The 19,755-nt window shown below is 55.0% G+C and carries 20 protein-coding genes and 3 tRNA genes; 12 read left to right on the top strand and 11 right to left on the bottom strand.

Annotated elements, in window-relative coordinates:
- Positions 1-117: 117 nt before the first annotated feature.
- The gene (locus HX773_RS05765; RefSeq protein ID WP_101762200.1) at positions 118-507 is read right to left on the bottom strand and encodes a tautomerase family protein; all 390 of its coding nucleotides are present in this window, start codon (positions 505-507) and stop codon (positions 118-120) included.
- A 120-nt stretch (positions 508-627) separates the two neighbouring features.
- Between HX773_RS05765 and HX773_RS05760 the strand changes: the two genes are divergently transcribed.
- Positions 628-1,551 carry a LysR family transcriptional regulator gene (locus tag HX773_RS05760; RefSeq protein WP_176970781.1) on the top strand — a complete coding sequence of 308 codons (924 nt, stop codon included), beginning with the start codon at positions 628-630 and terminating at the stop codon, positions 1,549-1,551.
- Here the strand turns inward: HX773_RS05760 and HX773_RS05755 are convergent.
- A complete protein-coding gene (locus HX773_RS05755; RefSeq protein ID WP_176970780.1) occupies positions 1,525-2,538 on the bottom strand; it encodes a glycosyltransferase family 32 protein in 1,014 nt (337 codons plus the stop codon). The two genes, HX773_RS05760 and HX773_RS05755, sit on opposite strands and share 27 nt — an antisense overlap.
- Positions 2,539-2,951: 413 nt before the next feature.
- On the opposite strand from HX773_RS05755, the gene HX773_RS05750 reads away from it, so the two are divergent.
- The gene (locus tag HX773_RS05750; protein WP_176970779.1) at positions 2,952-3,905 is read left to right on the top strand and encodes a WD40 repeat domain-containing protein; all 954 of its coding nucleotides are present in this window, start codon (positions 2,952-2,954) and stop codon (positions 3,903-3,905) included.
- Here the strand turns inward: HX773_RS05750 and HX773_RS05745 are convergent.
- A complete protein-coding gene (locus tag HX773_RS05745; RefSeq protein ID WP_176970778.1) occupies positions 3,902-4,456 on the bottom strand; it encodes a histidine phosphatase family protein in 555 nt (184 codons plus the stop codon). The genes HX773_RS05750 and HX773_RS05745 overlap by 4 nt on opposite strands.
- A gap of 584 nt (positions 4,457-5,040) precedes the next feature.
- Between HX773_RS05745 and HX773_RS05740 the strand changes: the two genes are divergently transcribed.
- The 4 genes from HX773_RS05740 (at position 5,041) to HX773_RS05725 (ending at position 10,016) form a co-directional block, all read left to right on the top strand.
- A complete protein-coding gene (locus HX773_RS05740) occupies positions 5,041-6,423 on the top strand; it encodes an MFS transporter (RefSeq protein ID WP_176970777.1) in 1,383 nt (460 codons plus the stop codon).
- A 75-nt stretch (positions 6,424-6,498) separates the two neighbouring features.
- Positions 6,499-7,521, top strand: coding sequence for a LacI family DNA-binding transcriptional regulator (locus HX773_RS05735; protein ID WP_176970776.1), 1,023 nt, complete (start codon positions 6,499-6,501; stop codon positions 7,519-7,521).
- 12 nt (positions 7,522-7,533) lie between these two features.
- A complete protein-coding gene (locus tag HX773_RS05730) occupies positions 7,534-8,517 on the top strand; it encodes a nucleoside hydrolase (protein WP_176970775.1) in 984 nt (327 codons plus the stop codon).
- Between the two features lie 278 nt (positions 8,518-8,795).
- Positions 8,796-10,016 (top strand): MFS transporter, encoded by a 1,221-nt coding sequence (locus HX773_RS05725; protein WP_176970774.1) that lies wholly within the window; start codon positions 8,796-8,798, stop codon positions 10,014-10,016.
- Here HX773_RS05725 and HX773_RS05720 read toward each other — a convergent pair.
- The 3 genes from HX773_RS05720 to HX773_RS05710 all read right to left on the bottom strand — a co-directional run bounded on the left by HX773_RS05720 (position 10,013) and on the right by HX773_RS05710 (position 12,628).
- Positions 10,013-10,477 (bottom strand): YbaK/EbsC family protein, encoded by a 465-nt coding sequence (locus HX773_RS05720; RefSeq protein WP_176970773.1) that lies wholly within the window; start codon positions 10,475-10,477, stop codon positions 10,013-10,015. The genes HX773_RS05725 and HX773_RS05720 overlap by 4 nt on opposite strands.
- A 95-nt stretch (positions 10,478-10,572) precedes the next feature.
- A complete protein-coding gene (fhuF, locus tag HX773_RS05715; RefSeq protein WP_176970772.1) occupies positions 10,573-11,367 on the bottom strand; it encodes a siderophore-iron reductase FhuF in 795 nt (264 codons plus the stop codon).
- Positions 11,368-11,533: 166 nt separating this feature from the next.
- Positions 11,534-12,628, bottom strand: a complete 1,095-nt coding sequence (locus HX773_RS05710) for a diguanylate cyclase (RefSeq protein WP_176970771.1) — start codon at positions 12,626-12,628, stop codon at positions 11,534-11,536.
- Positions 12,629-12,856: 228 nt separating this feature from the next.
- Between HX773_RS05710 and HX773_RS05705 the strand changes: the two genes are divergently transcribed.
- The gene (locus tag HX773_RS05705; protein WP_176970770.1) at positions 12,857-13,141 is read left to right on the top strand and encodes a DUF1435 domain-containing protein; all 285 of its coding nucleotides are present in this window, start codon (positions 12,857-12,859) and stop codon (positions 13,139-13,141) included.
- A gap of 94 nt (positions 13,142-13,235) precedes the next feature.
- Here HX773_RS05705 and HX773_RS05700 read toward each other — a convergent pair.
- The 4 genes from HX773_RS05700 to rsmC form a co-directional block, all read right to left on the bottom strand.
- Positions 13,236-13,322 (bottom strand) — tRNA-Leu (locus HX773_RS05700).
- 29 nt (positions 13,323-13,351) lie between these two features.
- Positions 13,352-13,438: transfer RNA gene (locus HX773_RS05695), tRNA-Leu, on the bottom strand.
- A 34-nt stretch (positions 13,439-13,472) separates the two neighbouring features.
- Positions 13,473-13,559 (bottom strand) — tRNA-Leu (locus HX773_RS05690).
- Between the two features lie 132 nt (positions 13,560-13,691).
- Complete coding sequence (gene rsmC, locus HX773_RS05685; RefSeq protein ID WP_176970769.1) at positions 13,692-14,723, bottom strand: 16S rRNA (guanine(1207)-N(2))-methyltransferase RsmC; 1,032 nt, start codon at positions 14,721-14,723, stop codon at positions 13,692-13,694.
- A gap of 106 nt (positions 14,724-14,829) precedes the next feature.
- On the opposite strand from rsmC, the gene HX773_RS05680 reads away from it, so the two are divergent.
- From HX773_RS05680 to yjjG, 3 genes are read left to right on the top strand one after another with little or no spacing between them, the layout of a single operon-like run.
- Positions 14,830-15,240, top strand: coding sequence for a DNA polymerase III subunit psi (locus HX773_RS05680; protein ID WP_176970768.1), 411 nt, complete (start codon positions 14,830-14,832; stop codon positions 15,238-15,240).
- Positions 15,212-15,652, top strand: a complete 441-nt coding sequence (gene rimI, locus HX773_RS05675; RefSeq protein WP_176970767.1) for a ribosomal protein S18-alanine N-acetyltransferase — start codon at positions 15,212-15,214, stop codon at positions 15,650-15,652. The genes HX773_RS05680 and rimI overlap by 29 nt, the downstream gene beginning before the upstream one ends.
- 19 nt (positions 15,653-15,671) lie before the next feature.
- On the top strand, positions 15,672-16,355 hold the full coding sequence (gene yjjG / locus HX773_RS05670) for a pyrimidine 5'-nucleotidase (protein WP_176970766.1): 684 nt from the start codon (positions 15,672-15,674) through the stop codon (positions 16,353-16,355).
- A 137-nt stretch (positions 16,356-16,492) separates the two neighbouring features.
- Here the strand turns inward: yjjG and HX773_RS05665 are convergent, their stop codons facing one another.
- Positions 16,493-17,173: a YtjB family periplasmic protein gene (locus HX773_RS05665; protein WP_176970765.1), complete on the bottom strand. Its 681-nt coding sequence runs from the start codon at positions 17,171-17,173 to the stop codon at positions 16,493-16,495.
- A gap of 107 nt (positions 17,174-17,280) precedes the next feature.
- Between HX773_RS05665 and serB the strand changes: the two genes are divergently transcribed.
- Positions 17,281-18,258 carry a phosphoserine phosphatase gene (gene serB / locus HX773_RS05660; RefSeq protein ID WP_101762181.1) on the top strand — a complete coding sequence of 326 codons (978 nt, stop codon included), beginning with the start codon at positions 17,281-17,283 and terminating at the stop codon, positions 18,256-18,258.
- A 13-nt stretch (positions 18,259-18,271) separates the two neighbouring features.
- Positions 18,272-19,657 (top strand): DNA repair protein RadA, encoded by a 1,386-nt coding sequence (gene radA / locus HX773_RS05655; protein ID WP_007886867.1) that lies wholly within the window; start codon positions 18,272-18,274, stop codon positions 19,655-19,657.
- The last annotated feature ends 98 nt before the right edge of the window (positions 19,658-19,755 follow it).

The following is a 19,755-nucleotide window of genomic DNA, read 5'->3' as shown; positions in this document are numbered from 1 at the left end:
ACACATCCAACCAGATTTGTGCGATGCATTCCGATTCGTTTAAGGCGGGTTAAGGCTGACTGTGGTTTAGCCTGGCAGCAACGGACGGGCTGCTGCCAGTGAGGGCAGAGAAGGGGATCAGAGTTTTCCAGTGAGGTATTGCGCTTCGCCGTCGGCAAAGCTCCAGTCGCCTTTACTGTTGGTGATAAAACTAATCATCAAATCCGTGCCCTGTACGCCACAATTTTCCAGCAGCTCGCGCGCTAACTCTGCCATAAACAGGCACTTCTGTTCTTCACTTCTCGGGCTGGTATACACGCGCACCATCACCAGATTGTCGGTTCGCGCAAAGCCTAAGCCGGTATCCTGAAAGACCATCTGATAACCTTTGTTTTCGTGAACAATCTGATAACGATCGCGGGCCGGGACTTTGAAGGCAGTTAATACCGCGCGGTGTGCGGCATCCAGCAATGTGCGGATTTCTGATTCTGAACGGCCCTGAATAACGTCGAATGTCAGTAACGGCATAAATAAAACCTCGTTTTTGCTCACATGAAAAGAGTAGGATGTGGCTCTATGCTGCCGCTTGCTGCAGGAAAGAAAAAGCGCGCTGGTTGAAATGATTATTTATTATTTTGAACAATCGATATGAAAGAAATTAAAACCGATAGCCTTTGGGTCCATTTGCACTGGTTAACCGTGCTGGCTGAGCTCGGCAGTTTTACGCGCGCGGCGGAACGATTAGACGTTAGCAAAGCGGCGATGAGTCAGAAGATTAAAGAGCTGGAAAAGATGGCGGGCGTGGCGTTGGTGCAGCGCACCACGCGCAGCGTGCGGCTGACTTCCGCCGGTGAAAAGCTGGTGGATGAGCTGCGCGATCCCTTCGCGCGTATCGCGCAGAGTTTTTTCAGCGTGCGCGATGAAGCGGGGCCGGTGCGTGGCATGGTGCGCGTGACAGCGCCGGTGGCGTTTGCGCGCCAGCAGCTGGTGCCGATCATTGGCGATTTCCTGCGCGACTATCCGCAGGTGCGCTTGCAGCTGGATGTCACCGATCGCCTGGTGTCGCTTGGCAGTGAAGGCTTTGATCTGGCGATTCGCCACAGTGATAGCCTGCCGGAAACGCATGTTGCGCTGCCGCTGTGTGAAACCCGCGCGTTGCTGGTGGCATCGCCGGCATATCTGGCGCAAAACGGCCTGCCGGATTCACCACAGGCGTTGCAGCAGCATAATTGTCTTTATTATCCGCGCGGACTCGAGTCGCCGCAGTGGCGCTTTCAATTAGCGGACGGCGGCAGCGAAACCGTGCAGGTAAAGATTCAGGGCAACTTTGCCACCAACAACAGCGAGTCGATCCGCGATGCCGCATTGCAGGGTTTGGGCATTGCGATGCTGCCGGATTTCAGCGCCAGCGCGGCACTTGCCAGCGGCACGCTGCAGCAGGTGCTGCCGCAGTGGCAAGCGGTGGATGCGTTCGCCGATCGTTTATGGGTGGTGCGCCCGTATGCCGCACAGGTGCCACGGGCGGTGACCACGTTAATTCACTGGTTACGCGCGCGCTTTGTTGATGGGTGATGCCAGCGCGATTGGCGCAGGCGTTTGCATCATCTGGCCCAACAAACTGCTGCGATTGTAGTTGCCGAGCCGCAGGTTGAAGTCGAGATGCAACCGCTCATTGCCGCTGAGTTTAATCACCGGTGGCGGCGTGAGTGGACGCTGGTGAAACAGCACCGCGTGGGCAAACGCCTCGCTTTTCCAGCCGCTTAAACGCTGATAGTAATAGGCGTTCGCCTCGCATTTACGCAGATAAAGATTCACCCGGCGATGTTCGCGCATGGCGATCTGCTGCGCCAGTGAACCTAATTGCTGCTCCGGCTGCGCAATTTTCTGCGTCAGCAGGGAATAATCATCGCGCTTGGTCAATTCACTGAAGTAATTTTGTTCGCCGAGATGTTTGATCGGCGCGTAATGTTTTTGCCATTCGCGAATAAAGGGATTATTGGCGGTCGCCGCCAGGAACCAGCTCTCAATCACCGGCGCGAGATAGTTGACGGTGGCGTTTTCGTGATAATAACCAATCACATCCATGCAACGTTCCTGATGCGCACGATGCACCCAGGAGAGATCTTCAAATAATAAGGTGCTGCAATCAATGGCAATGCCGCCATAGCGCAACAGTAATTCCAGACGAATAATGTCGCTTCGTTGTTGGGCGGTTAATTGGGTCGAGGTAAAGATAAAGTCGGGTAAAACTTCTTTTACCGTTAAACGATTTAATAAATGAATTTCATGATCGGGATTATCCTGACGAATCTTTTTAATATTTAACGCCATTGATTTCGGTAAATATTCATTATCCCAATACATCCAGACTTTCTTTGGAATCTCTGGCAGATCTTTTTCGCCAGAAAGTAACACGATATTGTCCTCTTCGCTGGGATCGTATTCCGGCGCACAGAGCGCATTATGCTGTTTTTTCTGCAGGAAAGTCTGGCTGGTAAAAGCAAGTCTTTTCCAGTTATGCCAGAGGGTTAACGCTGGCTGAAGGCGTTTTTTATTCATGATGCACCTGATTATTGTGATTATGGTGGCAAGGCGTCCCTGATCGCGGCGCTGAGCGCTCTTGATTGTCCTTTAGGCTGTGTGTAAAAAGTACTCTCCCATGCTTAATAAAACATTCTGTGCGGCGCGGCTATCACTTTTTGATCCTTTCAGATAAACCGGAAAATCAAGGATCCGTTAAGCTTTAAATTAACGATAAATATCCGTGTGAATTGTTGGTTATTCTATTTTACCTCATTAAGACTATTCCTAATAAAATAAGAGTGACGTGGCGTAAGTCGCGGGACGGATTAAAAAGTGCGTGTGAGATCACTTGTTAACCTGGCTGCATTTTTCGCTGGCCTGCCGGGAAAATCCCCTCCCGATTGTGGGTTAGCTACGCTTAAAGGAGGTGATCAACAAAAGGAGACACTATGCAGCGACACAACCGTGGATTACTGGCGGTCGATAAGCAGGGCAATCGCGTGCTGTTTCTCAATCCCGAAACCTTTGCCGTTGAGCAAGAGTTAAATGCCTTTCCGCCGCGTCCACACGAGCTTTTGATGCTGCCGCAGCTGGAGAAAGCTTACGTGCCGATCTACGGCGACGGCATTCACGGCGACAATCCGCATCCCGGCCACAAAGTGGCGATCATCGATCTGCGCCTGCGGCAGATCAGCGGTTTTATCGATCTGTCGCCGTTAAAAGCACCGCACAGCGGCCAGTTGGGACGAGACGGCAAAGTCTATCTCTGCTGTGAAAAAAGCGCGGTGGTGGCGGTGATTGATCCGATTAGCGATCGCGTGGAGAAAACCATTCAGCTGCCTTCGCACAATGCACACCGACTCACTTTGTCGCCCAGCGGCCGCAAGCTGTTTACCGAAAATGAAGAGGACGCCAGCATTACCGTGGTGGATCTGTGTGAGGCGGAAGGGCGGATTATCGACAATATCCTGATGCCCGGCCCGATTTCGGGTATCGCTGCCTCGCCGAAACATCCTTATCTGGTGGCGAGCGCCGCCGATGCGCCGCTGCTGTATGTGGTGGATCGGCAAAGCCATCGCATCCGCCAACGCCTGACGTTGCCGGGCCATCAGCAACCGTGTCAGGTGGTGCGTTTCAGTGCCAACGGCGAGCGGCTGGTGGCGATTGGCGATCAGGAGCCGGTGGTGACGCTGTTTGACGATCTGCTCAATCCGCTCGGCGATATTCATGTCGGCAATAAGCCGATGGATGGCTGCTTCAGTGAGGATAATCACAGCTTGCTGATTGCTAATGAAGGCGACGGTTCGCTTAGCCTGATTGATCTGCAACAGATGAAGGTGATTGCCACGCCGCAGGCCGGTACCGGTTGTGAAGTGCTGAGCTACTTTCAGCTCAAACCTTAAATAAATGGGCGATGATAAATCGCACTGCTCCAGTGGCGGCTGCTGGCATGTTTTTCGGCCTGCCAGCCGCGCTTGCGTAACTCGCGCGCAATCAGCTTATTCATGATGCCGTGGCCGACCAACAACACCGTGCCTTGCTGCGACAGCGCCACCAGTTTATCTGCCGCCAGACGGGCGCGTTCACGCGCATGCTGCACCGATTCGACATGGCCGGCATAGCCGCACAGCCACAACAAGCGTATTAGCGCCAGCCAGACGTTGAGCGGCAGATGTAAACGCTCAAACGGCAACGTCGGTATCGCCACTTCGCTAAAAACCTCATCCACCGCGTGCGGCTGCAAACCCAGACGCGTTAATGACGAACGGGCGCGCGGCAGCGGGCTGGTGGCGATCACACTCGCGAGGCGCGCAATGGTTTGACTGCGCGGCGGCGGGGAGTCGCAAATATCAGCCTGATCGTAACCTTCACACCAGTCGGCCAGCGCCCGAGCCGTGAAGCGCCCCGTGACCGGATGATTGGGTTTACCGTGTCGCATAAGAATAATGGTCATAGCGCTCCTGAGTAATCTTTCTCCAGTGTAATGCAGACGCTGAATCAGTCGCGCACCGGTTACGGCATTTAAGAATATTGCGGGTTTGTCATTAAACCTTAACTGAACTGTGCGAAAAACAGCGCGATGAAGATTCAGTCTCCGCCGTTAAATGGTAAGCAATAATCGTTAATTACGCTGTAATCAGACATTTCTTGCTTACGCGCATTAGATGTAATGTCATGAATTAACGCCTCTTTTATCTTGTGCTCATGAGTTATAGTGAAGTTTATCTAATAAATATCACTATTTTTGCTTGATTTATCTACGCGCGTAGATAGACTATGCCCATAGTGATAACTCACGGTGCCAGAGACGAAGTTGGCCTTGAGATGACCCAGTTACATTTGCCTTACTAATGCGATCGATGAAAATTACATCGGCGGGAACAGGCGAAGAAGCGGATTCCAACACCAGGGAATTCATTACTGATTTTTCATCCAGGTTTGCCTACTGAACGTCGCCACCGGGGAGTTCCGCTTGTTGCAAGGGAACTGACCCACGGAAGGGCGTTTGCTGTTTTTACCTCATTCAGGGATTGGGTTATGACGGTTTCGCAACAAAGCTCACTGACATCCTCCTCAGCTGCCGACGCGCGGCTTGAAACATCATCCGGCCGCAAAGATTTCTGGCGCGCCACGTTCTCCTGTTGGCTCGGCACCGCGATGGAATATGCGGATTTTGCGCTCTATGGCCTCGCCGCCGGCATTATCTTTGGTGACGTCTTCTTCCCCGAAGCCACGCCGACTATCGCCTTGCTCTCGAGTTTTGCCACCTGGTCGGTTGGCTTTATTGCCCGCCCGATCGGTGCCTTGCTGTTCGGCTGGATCGGCGATCGTAAAGGCCGCAAAACGGTGATGATCTCGACCATCATTCTGATGGGCGCCTCCACGACCTTAATCGGTTTGATTCCTTCCTATGCCAGCATTGGCGTCTGGGCACCCGCGTTTCTGGTGCTGCTGCGCTTTACCCAAGGTTTGGGGGCGGGCGCTGAGTTATCCGGCGGCACAGTGATGCTGGGCGAATATGCGCCGGTTGAGCGTCGTGGTTTGGTCTCGTCGGTGATTGCGCTGGGCTCAAACAGCGGCACGCTGATCGCCTCGCTGGTATGGCTGGCGGTGATCCAGATGGACAAAGAGAGCTTGCTGGCGTGGGGCTGGCGTATTCCGTTCCTCAGCAGCGTGCTGATTGCGGTGGTGGCGTTGTGGATCCGTCGTCATCTGCGTGAAACGCCGGTATTCGAGCGTCAGCAGGCAGAACTGCAGGCCGAGCGCAGCGCGACGTTGGCCAAGGCGGAAGAAGAGGTGGATACCCGCAGTTTCTGGCGTCGCACTCGCGCCTTCTGGACCATGGTCGGTTTACGCATCGGCGAAAACGGTCCTTCTTATCTGGCGCAGGGCTTCATCGTCGGTTACGTCGCCAAAGTGCTGATGCTCGACAAATCGGTGCCCACCACCGCGGTGTTCATCGCCTCATTACTTGGCTTCCTGATTATTCCGTTTGCCGGTTGGCTGTCGGATCGCTTTGGTCGCCGCATTACCTATCGCTGCTTCTGCTTATTGCTGATGTTCTACGCCTGGCCCGCCTTTAGTCTGATGGACAGCCGCGATCCGACGATTGTCATCGCGGTGATTGTGGTCGGCATGGCGCTGGCATCGCTGGGTATTTTCGGCGTGCAGGCAGCGTGGGGCGTCGAGATGTTTGGCGTGAAGCGTCGTTACACCAAGATGGCGGTAGCGAAAGAGCTGGGGTCTATCCTTTCAGGAGGCACCGCGCCATTAGTGGCGGCGGCGCTGCTGTCGTTTACCGGACACTGGTGGCCGATTGCGGTTTACTTCACGGCGATGGCCAGCATCGGTTTTCTCACCACTTTCGTGGCGCCGGAAACGCGCGGACGCGATCTCAATCTGCCGGAAGATGCCATCTGACCAGCAGGATCGCGTAAATCATAACCCCCATTGGCCGGAGATTCCGGCCAATGGCATTTACGCAGGGGCAAAGGAATGGCGAAATCTCCAACCGGAAACGTAACGCGCACGGACGTGGCAAAAATTGCCGGCACTTCAGTGGCGGTGGTCAGTTACGTGATCAATAACGGCCCGCGTCCGGTGGCAGAAGCCACGCGTCAGCGCGTGCTGGAGGCGATCAAACAGACCGGCTATCGCCCCAATGCGGTGGCGCGCGCGCTGGCTTCGGGCAGCACCAAAACCTTTGGTTTAGTGGTGCCAAACATAGGTAATCCCTTTGTTGCCTCGATGGCGCACATGCTGTTGCAGGAGTCGATGAATCACGGCCACGTCATGCTGTTGGGTGACGCCGGCGACGATCGCAAACGCGAGCTGGAGATTATTCAGGGCCTGTTAAATCGTCAGGTTGATGGCCTGTTTTACAACAGCGTCGATCGCCATCCCTATATCGATGTGATTCAGGCCAGCGGTACGCCGTTGGTGATGCTGGATCGCATTGAGCCGCGTGCGGGCGTCGGCATGCTGCGCGTCAATGAGCGCGAAGCGGCGTGCCAGGTTACCGCGCATCTGCTTAGCCACGGTTATCAGCAGGTGGGCATGATCAGCGGTCCACTGGACATGCTTAACGCGCAGGATCGTATTCAGGGCTGGCGCGATGCGCTGGCGCAGAAAGGGTTGCTGGCGGATGAGGCGATGATTTTCCCTGCCAGCTACACGCGACAGGGCGGTTACGACGCCGCGCAGCGCATGGTGGCCAGCGGTCGTGTGCCGCGCGCGCTGTTTACCAGTAATGAAGGCCAGGCGATTGGCTGCATTCGTGCGCTGTCGGAGCATGGACTGCGCGTGCCGCAGGATGTCGCGCTGGTGTGTTTTAACGGTACCGATCAGTCGGCGTTTCATGTGCCGACGCTCACCACCGTTCGTCAGCCGCTGCGCGATATGGCGCGCAGTGCGATTGCCATGCTCAAAAATTGGGATGGTGACGCGAAGCTGGCGGAATTTCCTCACCATTTAGAAATCGGTGAGTCCTGTGGCTGCCAGCTTACTCAACAAGAATAAAACTATAACATTATGAAAAGATTGATTATTGATTGTGATCCGGGAAACGGTATAGCGGGCGCCAATACCGACGACGGCCTCGCGCTGGCGTTAGCCTTGGCCTCAAAGTCTCTGTCGCTGGAACTGATTACTACCGTGACCGGCAACACGCCGAGCGCGGTGGGTGCGCAGGTCGCGAAAGATCTGCTGCAGCGGCTAGGACGCAACATTCCGGTGGTGCAGGGCGCGCTGCAGGCGCTGCGTGAAGATCCTGCGCCGTGGCGTGCGCGTCTTGATAACGTTGCCGATGAAAAGCTCGGTGAACTGTGGCGCGGCGTTCGTCAGCCGCAGCGCATTCCGGCGGATGGACATGATGCCGCTGGCGTAATGGGCCAACTGATTTGTGACAATCCCGGCGAGTTTACGCTGGTGGCGATTGGCCCGCTGACCAACGTGGCGCTGGCGCTGCAGCGTTATCCCGAGATGGCTGAATCGGTGGCAGAGATTGTGATTATGGGCGGCGTGTTCGCGCTGGATGATTACATCAAAGACACCAATTTTGGCCTCGATCCGGAAGCCGCGCATCAGGTGCTGCACAGCGGCGCTGCCATTACGCTGGTACCGATGGACGCCACCACGCAAACCTTGATGACGCAGCAGGATCTCACGCGAATTACCGCTAACGATCATCCGTTGCCACAGTTTGTGCGTGAGACGTTACGTCCGTGGATCGATTATTCGATCCGCACCCGTCATCTGCCAGGTTGCTGGATACACGATGCGTTGGTGGTGGCCTGGTTGCTGAATCAGCGCGTTGCCGACGGCGTGGATTATCATGTGGATATTGAGCTGCGACCTGGCGCCACGCGCGGCAAAAGCTGGCGTTATCGCACGCCGCTGCGGCTGGATATCGGCGTGCCACCGCAGACCGGCGCGTTGGTGCATGTGATTCAAACCGTCAATAATGCGCTGCTGTTGGAGATGATCGAAAAGGCGTTTAATCAGCTGAAACGCTGAACCGTTTTCCAGGTGCGCATAAATGCGCACCCTACAAAATCGTCGAATCTCCCATCCCGCCGTAGGGTCGCCATTCATGGCGACCTATTTCTCTCTGACTCACATGACACGCTTTTTTACACCGCGAATCACTCGCTGACAATTCCCGCCACAGCCCGCCTTTCTGACATGCTATATACAAATAGTTAACAAATTAGTAACCCGTGAAATTATTCGCGCGGTAACTTCTACTATAAATCCGGCCATCGATCCGGAAGCTAATCAGACAGGATACCGACATGTTCAACTGGACTGCGACCCAGCGCAACGTGGCTTTTGCCAGTTTCGCGAGCTGGACGCTGGATGCGTTCGACTTCTTCATCTTAGTGTTTGTCCTCAGCGATCTTGCCCAGTATTTCCATACCAGCATCTCCGATGTTTCCCTCGCCATCATGCTCACGCTCGCCGTGCGCCCGATCGGCGCGCTGCTGTTTGGTCGGCTGGCGGAGAAGTATGGCCGCAGACCGATTCTGATGCTCAATATCGTGATGTTCTCGGCATTTGAATTGCTGTCGGCGTGGTCGCCCACCTTCACGGCGTTCCTTGGTTTCCGCGTGATTTACGGTGTGGCGATGGGTGGCATTTGGGGTGTGGCGTCGTCGCTGGCGCTGGAAACCATTCCGGATCGCTCGCGCGGCTTGATGTCCGGCATCTTCCAGGCCGGTTATCCGTGCGGCTATCTGCTGGCGTCGGTGATTTTTGGTTTGTTCTTCGAAACCGTCGGTTGGCGCGGCATGTTCCTGATTGGCGCGTTACCCATTCTGCTGCTGCCGTTTATCTACTTCAAAGTGCCGGAATCGCCGGTGTGGCTGGCGGCGCGCGAGCGGAAAGAGAGCAATGCGCTGCTGCCGATAATCCGCCAGCACTGGAAAATCTGTATCTATATGGTGCTGCTGATGGCCTGCTTTAACTTCTTCAGCCACGGTACGCAGGATCTCTATCCCACCTTCCTGAAGGTGCAGCATCAGTTTGATCCGCACACCGTCAGCATCATTGCCATCAGCTACAACATCGCGGCGATGCTGGGTGGCATTACCTTTGGTGCACTCTCCGAGCGCATTGGCCGCAAGCGCGCGATTATTCTGGCGTCGTTCCTCGCGCTGCCGGTGCTGCCGCTGTGGGCTTTCTCCAGCGGTTCATGGATGATCGGTATCGGCGCGTTTCTGATGCAGTTTATGGTGCAGGGCGCGTGGGGCGTGGTGCCGACCTATCTCACCGAACTGGTGCCCGCCAATGCGCGCGCGGTGCTGCCGGGCTTTGTCTATCAACTGGGGAATTTGATCGCCTCAGTGAATGCGACGCTGCAGTCGCGTATCGCCGAGGCGCACGGCGGCAATTATGGTTTGGGCATGGCGATTGTCGCCGGAACGGTGGCGGTGCTGATTTGCGTGTTGGTGGCCTTTGGTCGGGAGACGCGCGGCATCGAAATCTCCGGTGCTGCCGCGCGCGAGTCGTCTTAAAGCGCCTCGCAGACGTCAACCCATTTCGCCGCGGTGAGTTCTGCCATGCGCTGCGGCGAAATGCGCACCGCGCTATGAATCGATCCGGCTGCTGGCAGCACTTCGTCAAAGCTGCGCAGCGACACATCGCAATAGACGGTAAGCGGATTTTCCAGCCCGAACGGGCAAACGCCGCCGACTGGATGCCCGGTCCAGTTCACCACTTCATCCACGCTTAACATGCGCGCCTTGGCGCCGAGCGCGGCTTTCAGCTTGCGGTTGTCGAGACGTGCATCGCCGCGCGTAACGATCAGCACAATGGCATCTTTCACTTTCAGCGACAGGGTTTTGGCGATTTGCCCAGGCTGAACGCCATGAACGCGTGCGGCCAGCTCAACGGTGGCGGTGCTTTCCGGCATCTCGATGATGTCGATATCCGGTGCATGTTCGGCAAAGAAGTGCCGTACCGACTTCAGGCTCATTTTTATCTCCGGTAAAAACAGAGCCAAAAAAATGCCATAAGCCTGGAAAAGTGTAAACGGGAGAAAAGGAGAATCTGTAACAGAATGCGCGGGTGCTACACCGCTTTTAACGTGCAGTTACCGCAACGTTCTACATCGGGGATGCGATAGCGCTGGCAGCAGCTACGGCGCTCCATTTCGCCATTGCGCGGGATCATGGTGCGATACAGCGGGTTATCGCTGCCATCGAGCAGTGATTTGCTGAAAAACAGCGCCTGTTCCAGCTGCAGAATCGTGTGTTCCGGCAACTGGTTTTTCAACTCACCGAGGAACCAGTAAAACGAAAAACCCATGTTGTTCCAGATGAGCTTCGCATTGATATCACCGTGCTGCGTCATGCCGTTAACCGCCGGAATCAGGCATTGCTGAATCAGGCGATCGATACGCTGCTGGGCATTGAGGTAGCGCGCATCCTCGTCTTCCTGCACATCCAGCCAGAAAGCGCACGGATGGCCATTTTCGTGGAACTCAACGTGAATCAGATGCGGCGAGCAGTTCAGCGCGCGCGGTTCCTGCAATAACGCCATCATCAGCGGTGGCAGCAGCAGACCAAAATACCATTGCGCCCACAGTGACTGCAGAGGTTTGGCTTCCTGCTGCACATCGGGATGATCGCGATAGAGATAATCGCTGTAGCGCTGCGTCAGGCGGCGATAGTGAAGCGGATTGGACCACTCAGCCAGCGTTAACGTCCCGGCGGGTGCCGGTTGGCCAAGCTTGAGGTTATCCAGCATGTAGCTGCGTTGATCGCGCATCAGATCTTCCAGCGCGCTCGCTAAACTGCGATCGCTCTGCATAAAGATCAGTGGATGCTCGCTGAAGCGATGATCCTGACGCGTGATGATGGCCATGCCGGTCCTGAGTGATAACGGGAATCGAGAGACAAATGATAATCGTTCCCGGCATTTTGAACAACATTTCTGCACATGCGTCTGCTAACGCACATTTCGTAGCGGCGCGATTTATCGCGCAATAAATTGCGCCGCTACGATGTGTGCGTTTGATAACGACAAGGCTTTATATCAGTTCATTACTCGCCTGCGTCAATTTCGGCAAATCTTCCCACGCCAGAATGGTGTTACGTCCCTGATTTTTCGCCACATACAGCGCGCGGTCGGCATTGGCGACCGCCTGGTCAAAGTCGTCAGCAAAGATGGGAGCAATGCCGGCGCTGATGGTGACGTGCGTCGACACTTTCTCATTGAAGCGGTGCGGAATTTCCAAATCCACCACATATTGACGAATGCGTTCAGCCAGTTTCATCGCTATTGAGGCGTTAACGTTAGTCATCAGCACCAGAAACTCTTCGCCGCCGTAGCGTGTGACCACATCGCGCGAACGTACCGCGTCGCGGATCGCCACGGACACGCGCGCCAACGCCTGATCGCCCATCGCATGGCCGTAATTGTCGTTGTAGGCTTTGAAGTGGTCGATATCCAGCAGCAGCACAAAGTGGCTGCCGGCGTGGTTTTCCATAATGGTATCAAGACGATTCTTCAATCCACGGCGGTTGTACAAGCCGGTAAGCGGATCGAGCATGCTCAAATCGCTGAAGCTCTCTTTTTCCTCATACAGCTGGCTTACCAGCCGACGAGTAAAGGTATCAAAGCGACGACGCATTAAATGGTGCAGTGAAAAGCCGATTAACGGCAGCGTAATAGTGAATAAGATCATCATTAAATGCTGACCATCATCCAATAACAGCACGGTTAATACCGGCGGCGTGATGTGTAAACAGAATGCAATCAAATAATCACTGAGAGCAATTGCACTGATAAAGAACACGCTTAACAGGCTGATAATTAAAAAGCTGCCATCAAAATAGTAAACCAGATGATATCTGTGGTTAATATGCCACGCCCACAGCGCACCCAAAATAAAAGCCACAGGATTTAATAGCGGTAATTTTTGTTTTGACGCCATTAAACAAATAACCAGCAGCGTGGAGCTGAAGCCCGCCACAACGGCCACTGGCAGCGAGCGTATTGGGCTGTCGCTGCCTAAAATCGGCAGCAGGCAAAAAAGCGAAACGGCGACATTAAGAAACAGAAATAGCATCAGCGACAGCCGATATTTACTCTGTTTCAACTCATCATAAGATTGTAATTTCATTATTATTCTCGTGACAGCCCTGATATATCAAAGCGCTATCCGTAAGTAATAGTTTACCTACCCGGATAGAGAGCACGTTATTGTTGTGTTAGCGATATTGTTATCGGCGGCAATTTAGCATTTTCCAGTAATTCTGTCATCCGGCATGGCTTGCGACAAAAAATTCGCTGCAAGATGAGAAATATTGTCATATGATAATACGAATGTTTATCATTTAAGGGTTGCGCGATGATCATGGCGATAATGGCCGCCTGCGGACTTTGGGGCGTGAGCTGGATAATGGGTAAACGTCTGGATAGCGGCTGGGGCGTGTTATTACCCTGCGCGGCGATGCCGATTTTCGCGTTATGGGAACCGAGTTTCAGTCAATGGCGGGTGGTGATGATTGTGGCGCTGCTGCTGACCGTGGTGATGCTGTTTCACCATCGTTTGCGTCACTATCTGTTGCTGCCGTCTTGTCTGGCATTGGCGGGCGGATTAGCAGCGGTGTCGGTCAATTTCCACGTCATCTGATCAAATTGCAGAAACGACAACATCACGCTAAGAGCGTGAAGTTCGTTAGAAAAATCTTTCGGGGAATTTACTGCTCGAAAGGAGTGACAACTGTTGGTGCGAAGGGAGGGACTTGAACCCTCACGTCCGTAAGAACACTAACACCTGAAGCTAGCGCGTCTACCAATTCCGCCACCATCGCATCTTAGTTGTCTGTTTATATCGTCGCATTGGTGCGAAGGGAGGGACTTGAACCCTCACGTCCGTAAGAACACTAACACCTGAAGCTAGCGCGTCTACCAATTCCGCCACCATCGCTCAGTGCGCAGATATAAACTGTGTGATTTTAGTTTGGTGCGAAGGGAGGGACTTGAACCCTCACGTCCGTAAGAACACTAACACCTGAAGCTAGCGCGTCTACCAATTCCGCCACCATCGCAAACTAACAACACCCTAAAGTATTGCTAACCACGGAGGCGCATTTTAGAGATTTTACTCATTGCGTCAACACATATTTCGCGACGGCTAAACGATCGCTTTAAAAAGCAACGTTTCTGCCGCCGCGCTGCAATTAACGCGTTTTGGCACCGCGACCATATACGGCGCGATAGACTTTGAAGCGTCCGGTTTGCGCCAGCACTTCGTGATTGCCGAAGGTTTCATCCAGAATCTGCGGATACGGCAGGAAGGCGTTAGCCACGATACGCAGTTCGCCGCCGCTGTTCAGATGCTTAAGCGCACCGCGAATCAACGTGTTAGCCGCTTCGAGGCTGGTTTGCAGGCCATCGTGGAACGGCGGGTTGGAGATGATCATGTCGAAACGGCCGGTAACGTCCGAGAACACATTACTGGCAAACACTTCACCTTCCAGTTCATTGGCGGCCAGCGTGGCTTTACTCGCTTCGATCGCGGCAGCGTGCACGTCACACAGCCACAGACGCACGCGCGGCGACACTTTCGCCATCACGGTTGCCAGCACGCCGCTGCCACAACCGATATCCAGCACTTTGCCACGGAAATGCGGCGTCAGCGTGGAGAGCAGCAGATCGCTGCCGATATCCAGACCATCGCGGCTGAACACGCCCGGCAAGGTATGAATGGTGAGATCCTCGAGCTGATAAGTATTGCCGTAGCTGCTGGCATCAAAGGTTGGCTGCTTATCGAGACGACCGTGATACAGGCCACAACGACGCGCGCTATCAACTTTCTCCAGCGTCGCCCACGCTTCCAGCATGCCTTCGGCGCTGCGCACGCCGCTGCGGTTTTCACCCACCACGAAGATATCGCAGCCTACCGGCAGCAGAGAGAGCAGGTTTTGCAGCTGGTACTGCGCTTCGGGTTTGTTCTTCGACCAGTAATAAACCAGCGTATCGCAGCCTTCAACATCGGCAGCGGTTGCAACCATGCTGTAAACCGCACGTTCACCAAGGCGATGGCTAAGGTTCTGCCAGTGATGATATTGCTGGGTATGCACGCGGCTCGACGCGGTTTCTAGCTGGGCGGGCAGGTCATCCTGCAGGTCGCCAGCAAACAACACGTTGCGGGCGGTAAATTCATCACTGTGGCGCAGAATCACTTCGCTGGCCGGGGTAAAAGCAGACATGGAACGCTCCTGTTAAATCAGAGCGGCGATTATAGTGCTTTGTTGGCGCATGTTCGATGGGTTTGCTAGCATAGCGACGCATTCTGGCAGCATAACGGGTAATAGCATGAGCACAAGGCGCGACTGGCTTCTACAGCAAATGGGGATTACGCAGTATCAGCTGCGGCGTCCGCGCGTGCTGCAAGGGGAAATTGCCGTTACGCTTTTGCCCGACACGCGCTTGGTTTTGGTGGCCGAACACGCCCCAACGTTGCAAGAACCGCTGATTCGCGACGTATTGCACGCCCTCAATATTCAACCCGCACAGGTGATGGCGCTGACGCCGGAACAGCTGCAAATGCTGCCGGAGCAAGTCGATTGCGCTGGCTGGTTGCTGGGCGTTGAGAGCGAACATCCCTTTAACGGCATTACGTTTAACACCGCCGTTTTCAATGAATTGATCAGCAGCGGCGCGGCAAAACGCGCCCTGTGGCAACAGATGTGTAACCATGACAACCATTTCTTTAGTCACCCCTGAAGACCAGCCGCAACTGCTGACCATTGAGCGTCGCGCCCATGCTTTTCCGTGGAGCGAGCAGACGTTTACCAGCAATCAGGGCGAACGATTTGTTAATTATCGTCTTGAAGCCGACGGTAAGCTGGCCGGATTCGCCATCACGCAAGTGGTAATGGATGAAGCGTCGCTGTTCAACATTGCGGTCGATCCCGATTTTCAACGTCGCGGCTATGCCCGTCAGCTGTTGCAGCATCTGATTGTTGAACTGGAGCGGCGCGACGTGTTGACGCTGTGGCTAGAAGTGCGCGCCTCGAATAGCGCGGCGATTGCGCTGTACGAGCAGCTGGATTTCCATCAGGTGAGCGTGCGGCCCAACTATTATCCCACCGCCAGCGGACGCGAAGATGCCATCATCATGGCGCTAACGCTGTAAGTCATTTGAAAGGAGCACCATGCTAAACGATTGGGACTGCATCCTGTTTGATGCAGACGACACACTTTTCCATTTCGATGCCTACGCCGGTTTGCAGCGCATGTTTGCCCAATATGACGTGCACTTTACCACGCAGGATTACACTGATTATCAAGCCATCAACAAACCGTTGTGGGTGGATTACCAAAACGGCAGCATTTCCGCGCTGCAACTGCAAACGCGCCGCTTCACGCTGTGGGGCGAGAAACTCAGCGTGGCGCCGGAAGTGCTGAACAGTGATTTTCTTAGCGCCATGGCCGAAATCTGCCTGCCGCTCGAAGGCGCAGCCCATCTGTTATCAACGCTGAAAGGCAAAGTGAAGATCGCCATCATCACCAACGGTTTCACCGCGCTGCAGCAGGCGCGCCTTGAGCGCACCGGATTCCTCGATGTGTTTGATGCGCTGGTGATTTCTGAAGAAGTGGGCGTACCGAAACCTGACGTGGCGATCTTTGATCACACGCTGGCCTTGCTGGGCAACCCGGATCGCAGCCGCGTGCTGATGGTCGGCGATACGCCGGAATCGGATATTCTCGGCGGTATGAACGCCGGCCTCAAGACCTGCTGGATCGATCACGGCACGCGTCCGTTACCCGATCACATCACGCCAACCTGGCAGGTGAAAACGCTGGCCGAGCTGGAAGCAATTCTGACCGAAGGTTAAAAGTATCTATTCATCTTTACCATCGTGATGATGCTAAGAAGCCCGCTTTGCGGGCTTTTTTGTGCAAAAAATCTATTCAAGTATCTATTCACGAATCTATTCACGAAGGGTTGAGAAGAGGTAAAACAGATCTATTCTTAACGCTCTTTTTCAGTCTCTGTGGTTGCTGCAGCCGCCTCTTCTTCCTCTTTTTCTTTATCCTCTTTCACCGTGCGACTTGCCGTCAGCAGGAACGGCGACTGTTGCCAGCGGGTGCGGCGGTCGCGCAGCAGGGTGCGCGTCAGGATAATGCCGATGGCCAGCGCCAGTAACATCATCAGGCGCAGGATGTTGGTGGTGTTATCCACCTGACGTGATTCCGTCACCAGCACGTGAGTATCCAGCGTGACGCGCAGGAAACCTTGCGGGCCATCTTTGCCTTCCAGCGGCTGCACAATTTGATGGTTGAAGTAGCTGCCGGCGCGTTTGCCATCCAGCGACAGTCGATCGCGCACATTAATGCTTTCGCCGCTGTGCGCCACCAGGCTGCCATCATCGGCGTAGACGGAGGCATCCAGAATGCGGCTGTTGTCGGTCATCTGATTGAGGATCGCGGCAATCTGCGTGCGGTTATCATCGCTGTTATCCATCAGCGGTTTAAGGCTAAACGCCACCTGTTTGGTCAGCGTGCGCGCCAGTTCTTCCACTTGTTCAGAGCGAGCCATTTGATGGCCGAGGCTAAACCAGGATGCGCCTTGCATCAGAACCACTAACAGAGCCAGCGAGATAAGAACAATCACCGTGCGATGCAGGCGAAATTTCAGTGCGGTTTTAACCATCAGAAACCCGTGTGATGTAACAGCAGAAAGGCTGGCAATTATGTTGCCAGAACCCGCGCAGACAAGGTAGCCTCTTGCGTGGTTTTGTTGTCCCTACAGGAGCTGTAATGCCAAATCGTCTTACCTGGTGCGATCTGCCCGCCGATGTTTCACTTTGGCCGGGTTTACCCCTTTCCCTCAGCGGTGATGAAGTGATGCCGCTGGATTACCGTGCCGGTCGGACTGGCTGGTTGCTGTATGGGCGCGGGCTCGATAAACAAAAACTCACCGATTATCAGCATAAGCTGGGTGCGGCGATGGTGATCGTCAGCGCCTGGAATGTCGATGAGTATCAGGTGATACGTCTGGCAGGCTCGCTGACGCCGCGCGCCAGTAAACTGGCGCATGAAGCCGGTTTTGATGTGGCGCCGCTCGGCAAAATCCCGCATCTGAAAACGCCAGGTTTGCTGGTGATGGACATGGATTCCACCGCGATCCAGATTGAGTGCATTGATGAGATCGCCAAACTGGCGGGCTGCGGCGAGCAGGTGGCGGAAGTCACCGAACGCGCCATGCGCGGTGAGCTGGATTTCAAAGCCAGCCTGCGCGAACGCGTTGGCACCTTGGCGGGCGCGGATGCCAATATCCTGATGCAAGTGCGCGATGCGCTGCCGCTGATGCCAGGCTTAACCACGCTGGTGCAGAAACTGCAGGCGCTGGGCTGGCAGGTGGCGATCGCCTCGGGCGGCTTCACCTTCTACGCCGACTATTTGCGCCAGACGCTGCATTTAGCCGCGGCGGTGGCCAACGAGCTGGAAATTCGTGACGGCAAGCTAACCGGCCAGGTGCTGGGACAAATTGTCGATGCCCAATTTAAAGCCGATACCCTGAACGATCTGGCACAGCGCTTTGAAATTGCTCCGGAACAAACGGTGGCGATTGGCGATGGTGCCAACGATCTGCCGATGATTAAAACCGCGGCGCTGGGTATCGCCTATCATGCTAAACCTAAAGTGAATGAGCAGACGGAAATCATCATCCGTCATGCTGACCTGATGGGTGTGTTCTGCATTCTGACCGGCAGCCTGATTCACGAAGAGCGTTAACTGAGGATTTGATTTGGCCAAAGCGGCAAAACGCGCCTTCGTTTGTAACGAATGCGGCGCTGATTATCCGCGCTGGCAGGGGCAATGCAGCGCCTGCCATGCGTGGAACACCATCACCGAGGTGCGCATTGCCGCCTCGCCTGCGGCGGCGCGTAACGAGCGTCTGAGCGGTTATGCCGGCGGCAACGCGGGCGTTAGCCGCGTGCAGAAGCTATCGGAGATCAGCCTCGAAGCCCTGCCGCGTTTCTCTACCAGTTTCAAAGAGTTCGATCGCGTACTGGGCGGCGGCGTGGTGCCGGGCAGCGCCATCTTGATTGGTGGTAATCCGGGCGCCGGTAAATCGACGCTGCTGCTGCAGGTGATGTGCAAGCTGGCGGAAGGGATGAAAACCCTGTACGTCACCGGCGAAGAGTCGCTGCAACAAGTCGCGATGCGCGCCCATCGTCTGGGATTACCCACCGAAAACCTTAATATGTTGTCGGAGACCAGCATCGAGCAGATCTGCCTGATCGCCGAGCAGGAGCAGCCGAAACTGATGGTGATCGACTCGATTCAGGTAATGCACATGGCGGAAATCCAATCTTCGCCGGGCAGCGTAGCGCAGGTGCGTGAAACGGCTGCGTATCTGACGCGCTTCGCCAAAACGCGCGGCGTGGCGATCATCATGGTCGGTCACGTCACCAAAGACGGTTCGCTGGCCGGCCCGAAAGTGCTGGAACACTGTATCGACTGTTCGGTGATGCTGGATGGTGACGCCGATTCGCGTTTTCGTACCTTGCGCAGCCATAAAAACCGCTTTGGCGCGGTGAATGAGCTGGGCGTGTTCGCCATGACCGAACAAGGCATGCGCGAAGTCAGCAATCCTTCAGCCATCTTCCTGTCACGCGGTGATGAGATCACTTCGGGCAGTTCGGTGATGGTGCTGTGGGAAGGTACGCGTCCGCTGTTGGTCGAGATTCAGGCGCTGGTGGACCATTCGATGATGGGCAATCCACGCCGCGTTGCGGTAGGTCTGGAGCAGAATCGCCTGGCGATCCTGTTAGCGGTGCTGCATCGCCACGGCGGGTTGCAGATGGCGGATCAGGATGTGTTTGTCAACGTGGTCGGCGGCGTAAAAGTCACTGAAACCAGCGTCGATCTGGCGCTGCTGATGGCGATGGTATCGAGCTTCCGCGATCGTCCGTTGCCGCAGGATCTGGTGATCTTTGGCGAAGTGGGCCTTGCCGGCGAAATTCGCCCGGTGCCGAGCGGTCAGGAGCGCATTTCCGAAGCGGCGAAGCACGGCTTTAAGCGCGCCATCGTCCCGGCCGGTAATGCACCGAAGAAACCGGTAGAAGGGATGAAGGTGTACAGCGCGAAGAAGCTGGCGGATGCGTTAGCGATTCTGGATGAGTTGTAACGGGTTTCCCTCACCCTAACCCTCTCCCAAAGGGAGAGGGAACCGATCGGCAATGTTTGAATGCCTGAGTTGAAAGTCGCGCCGTATCTTTTCTCCCT

Origin of the sequence: Pantoea sp. B9002 (assembly GCF_013385945.1) — a bacterium.
In the GTDB taxonomy this organism is placed as follows: domain Bacteria; phylum Pseudomonadota; class Gammaproteobacteria; order Enterobacterales; family Enterobacteriaceae; genus Pantoea.
The sequence above is the reverse complement of the archived record's forward strand: the minus strand, read 5'-3'. Positions and strand labels throughout refer to the sequence as shown.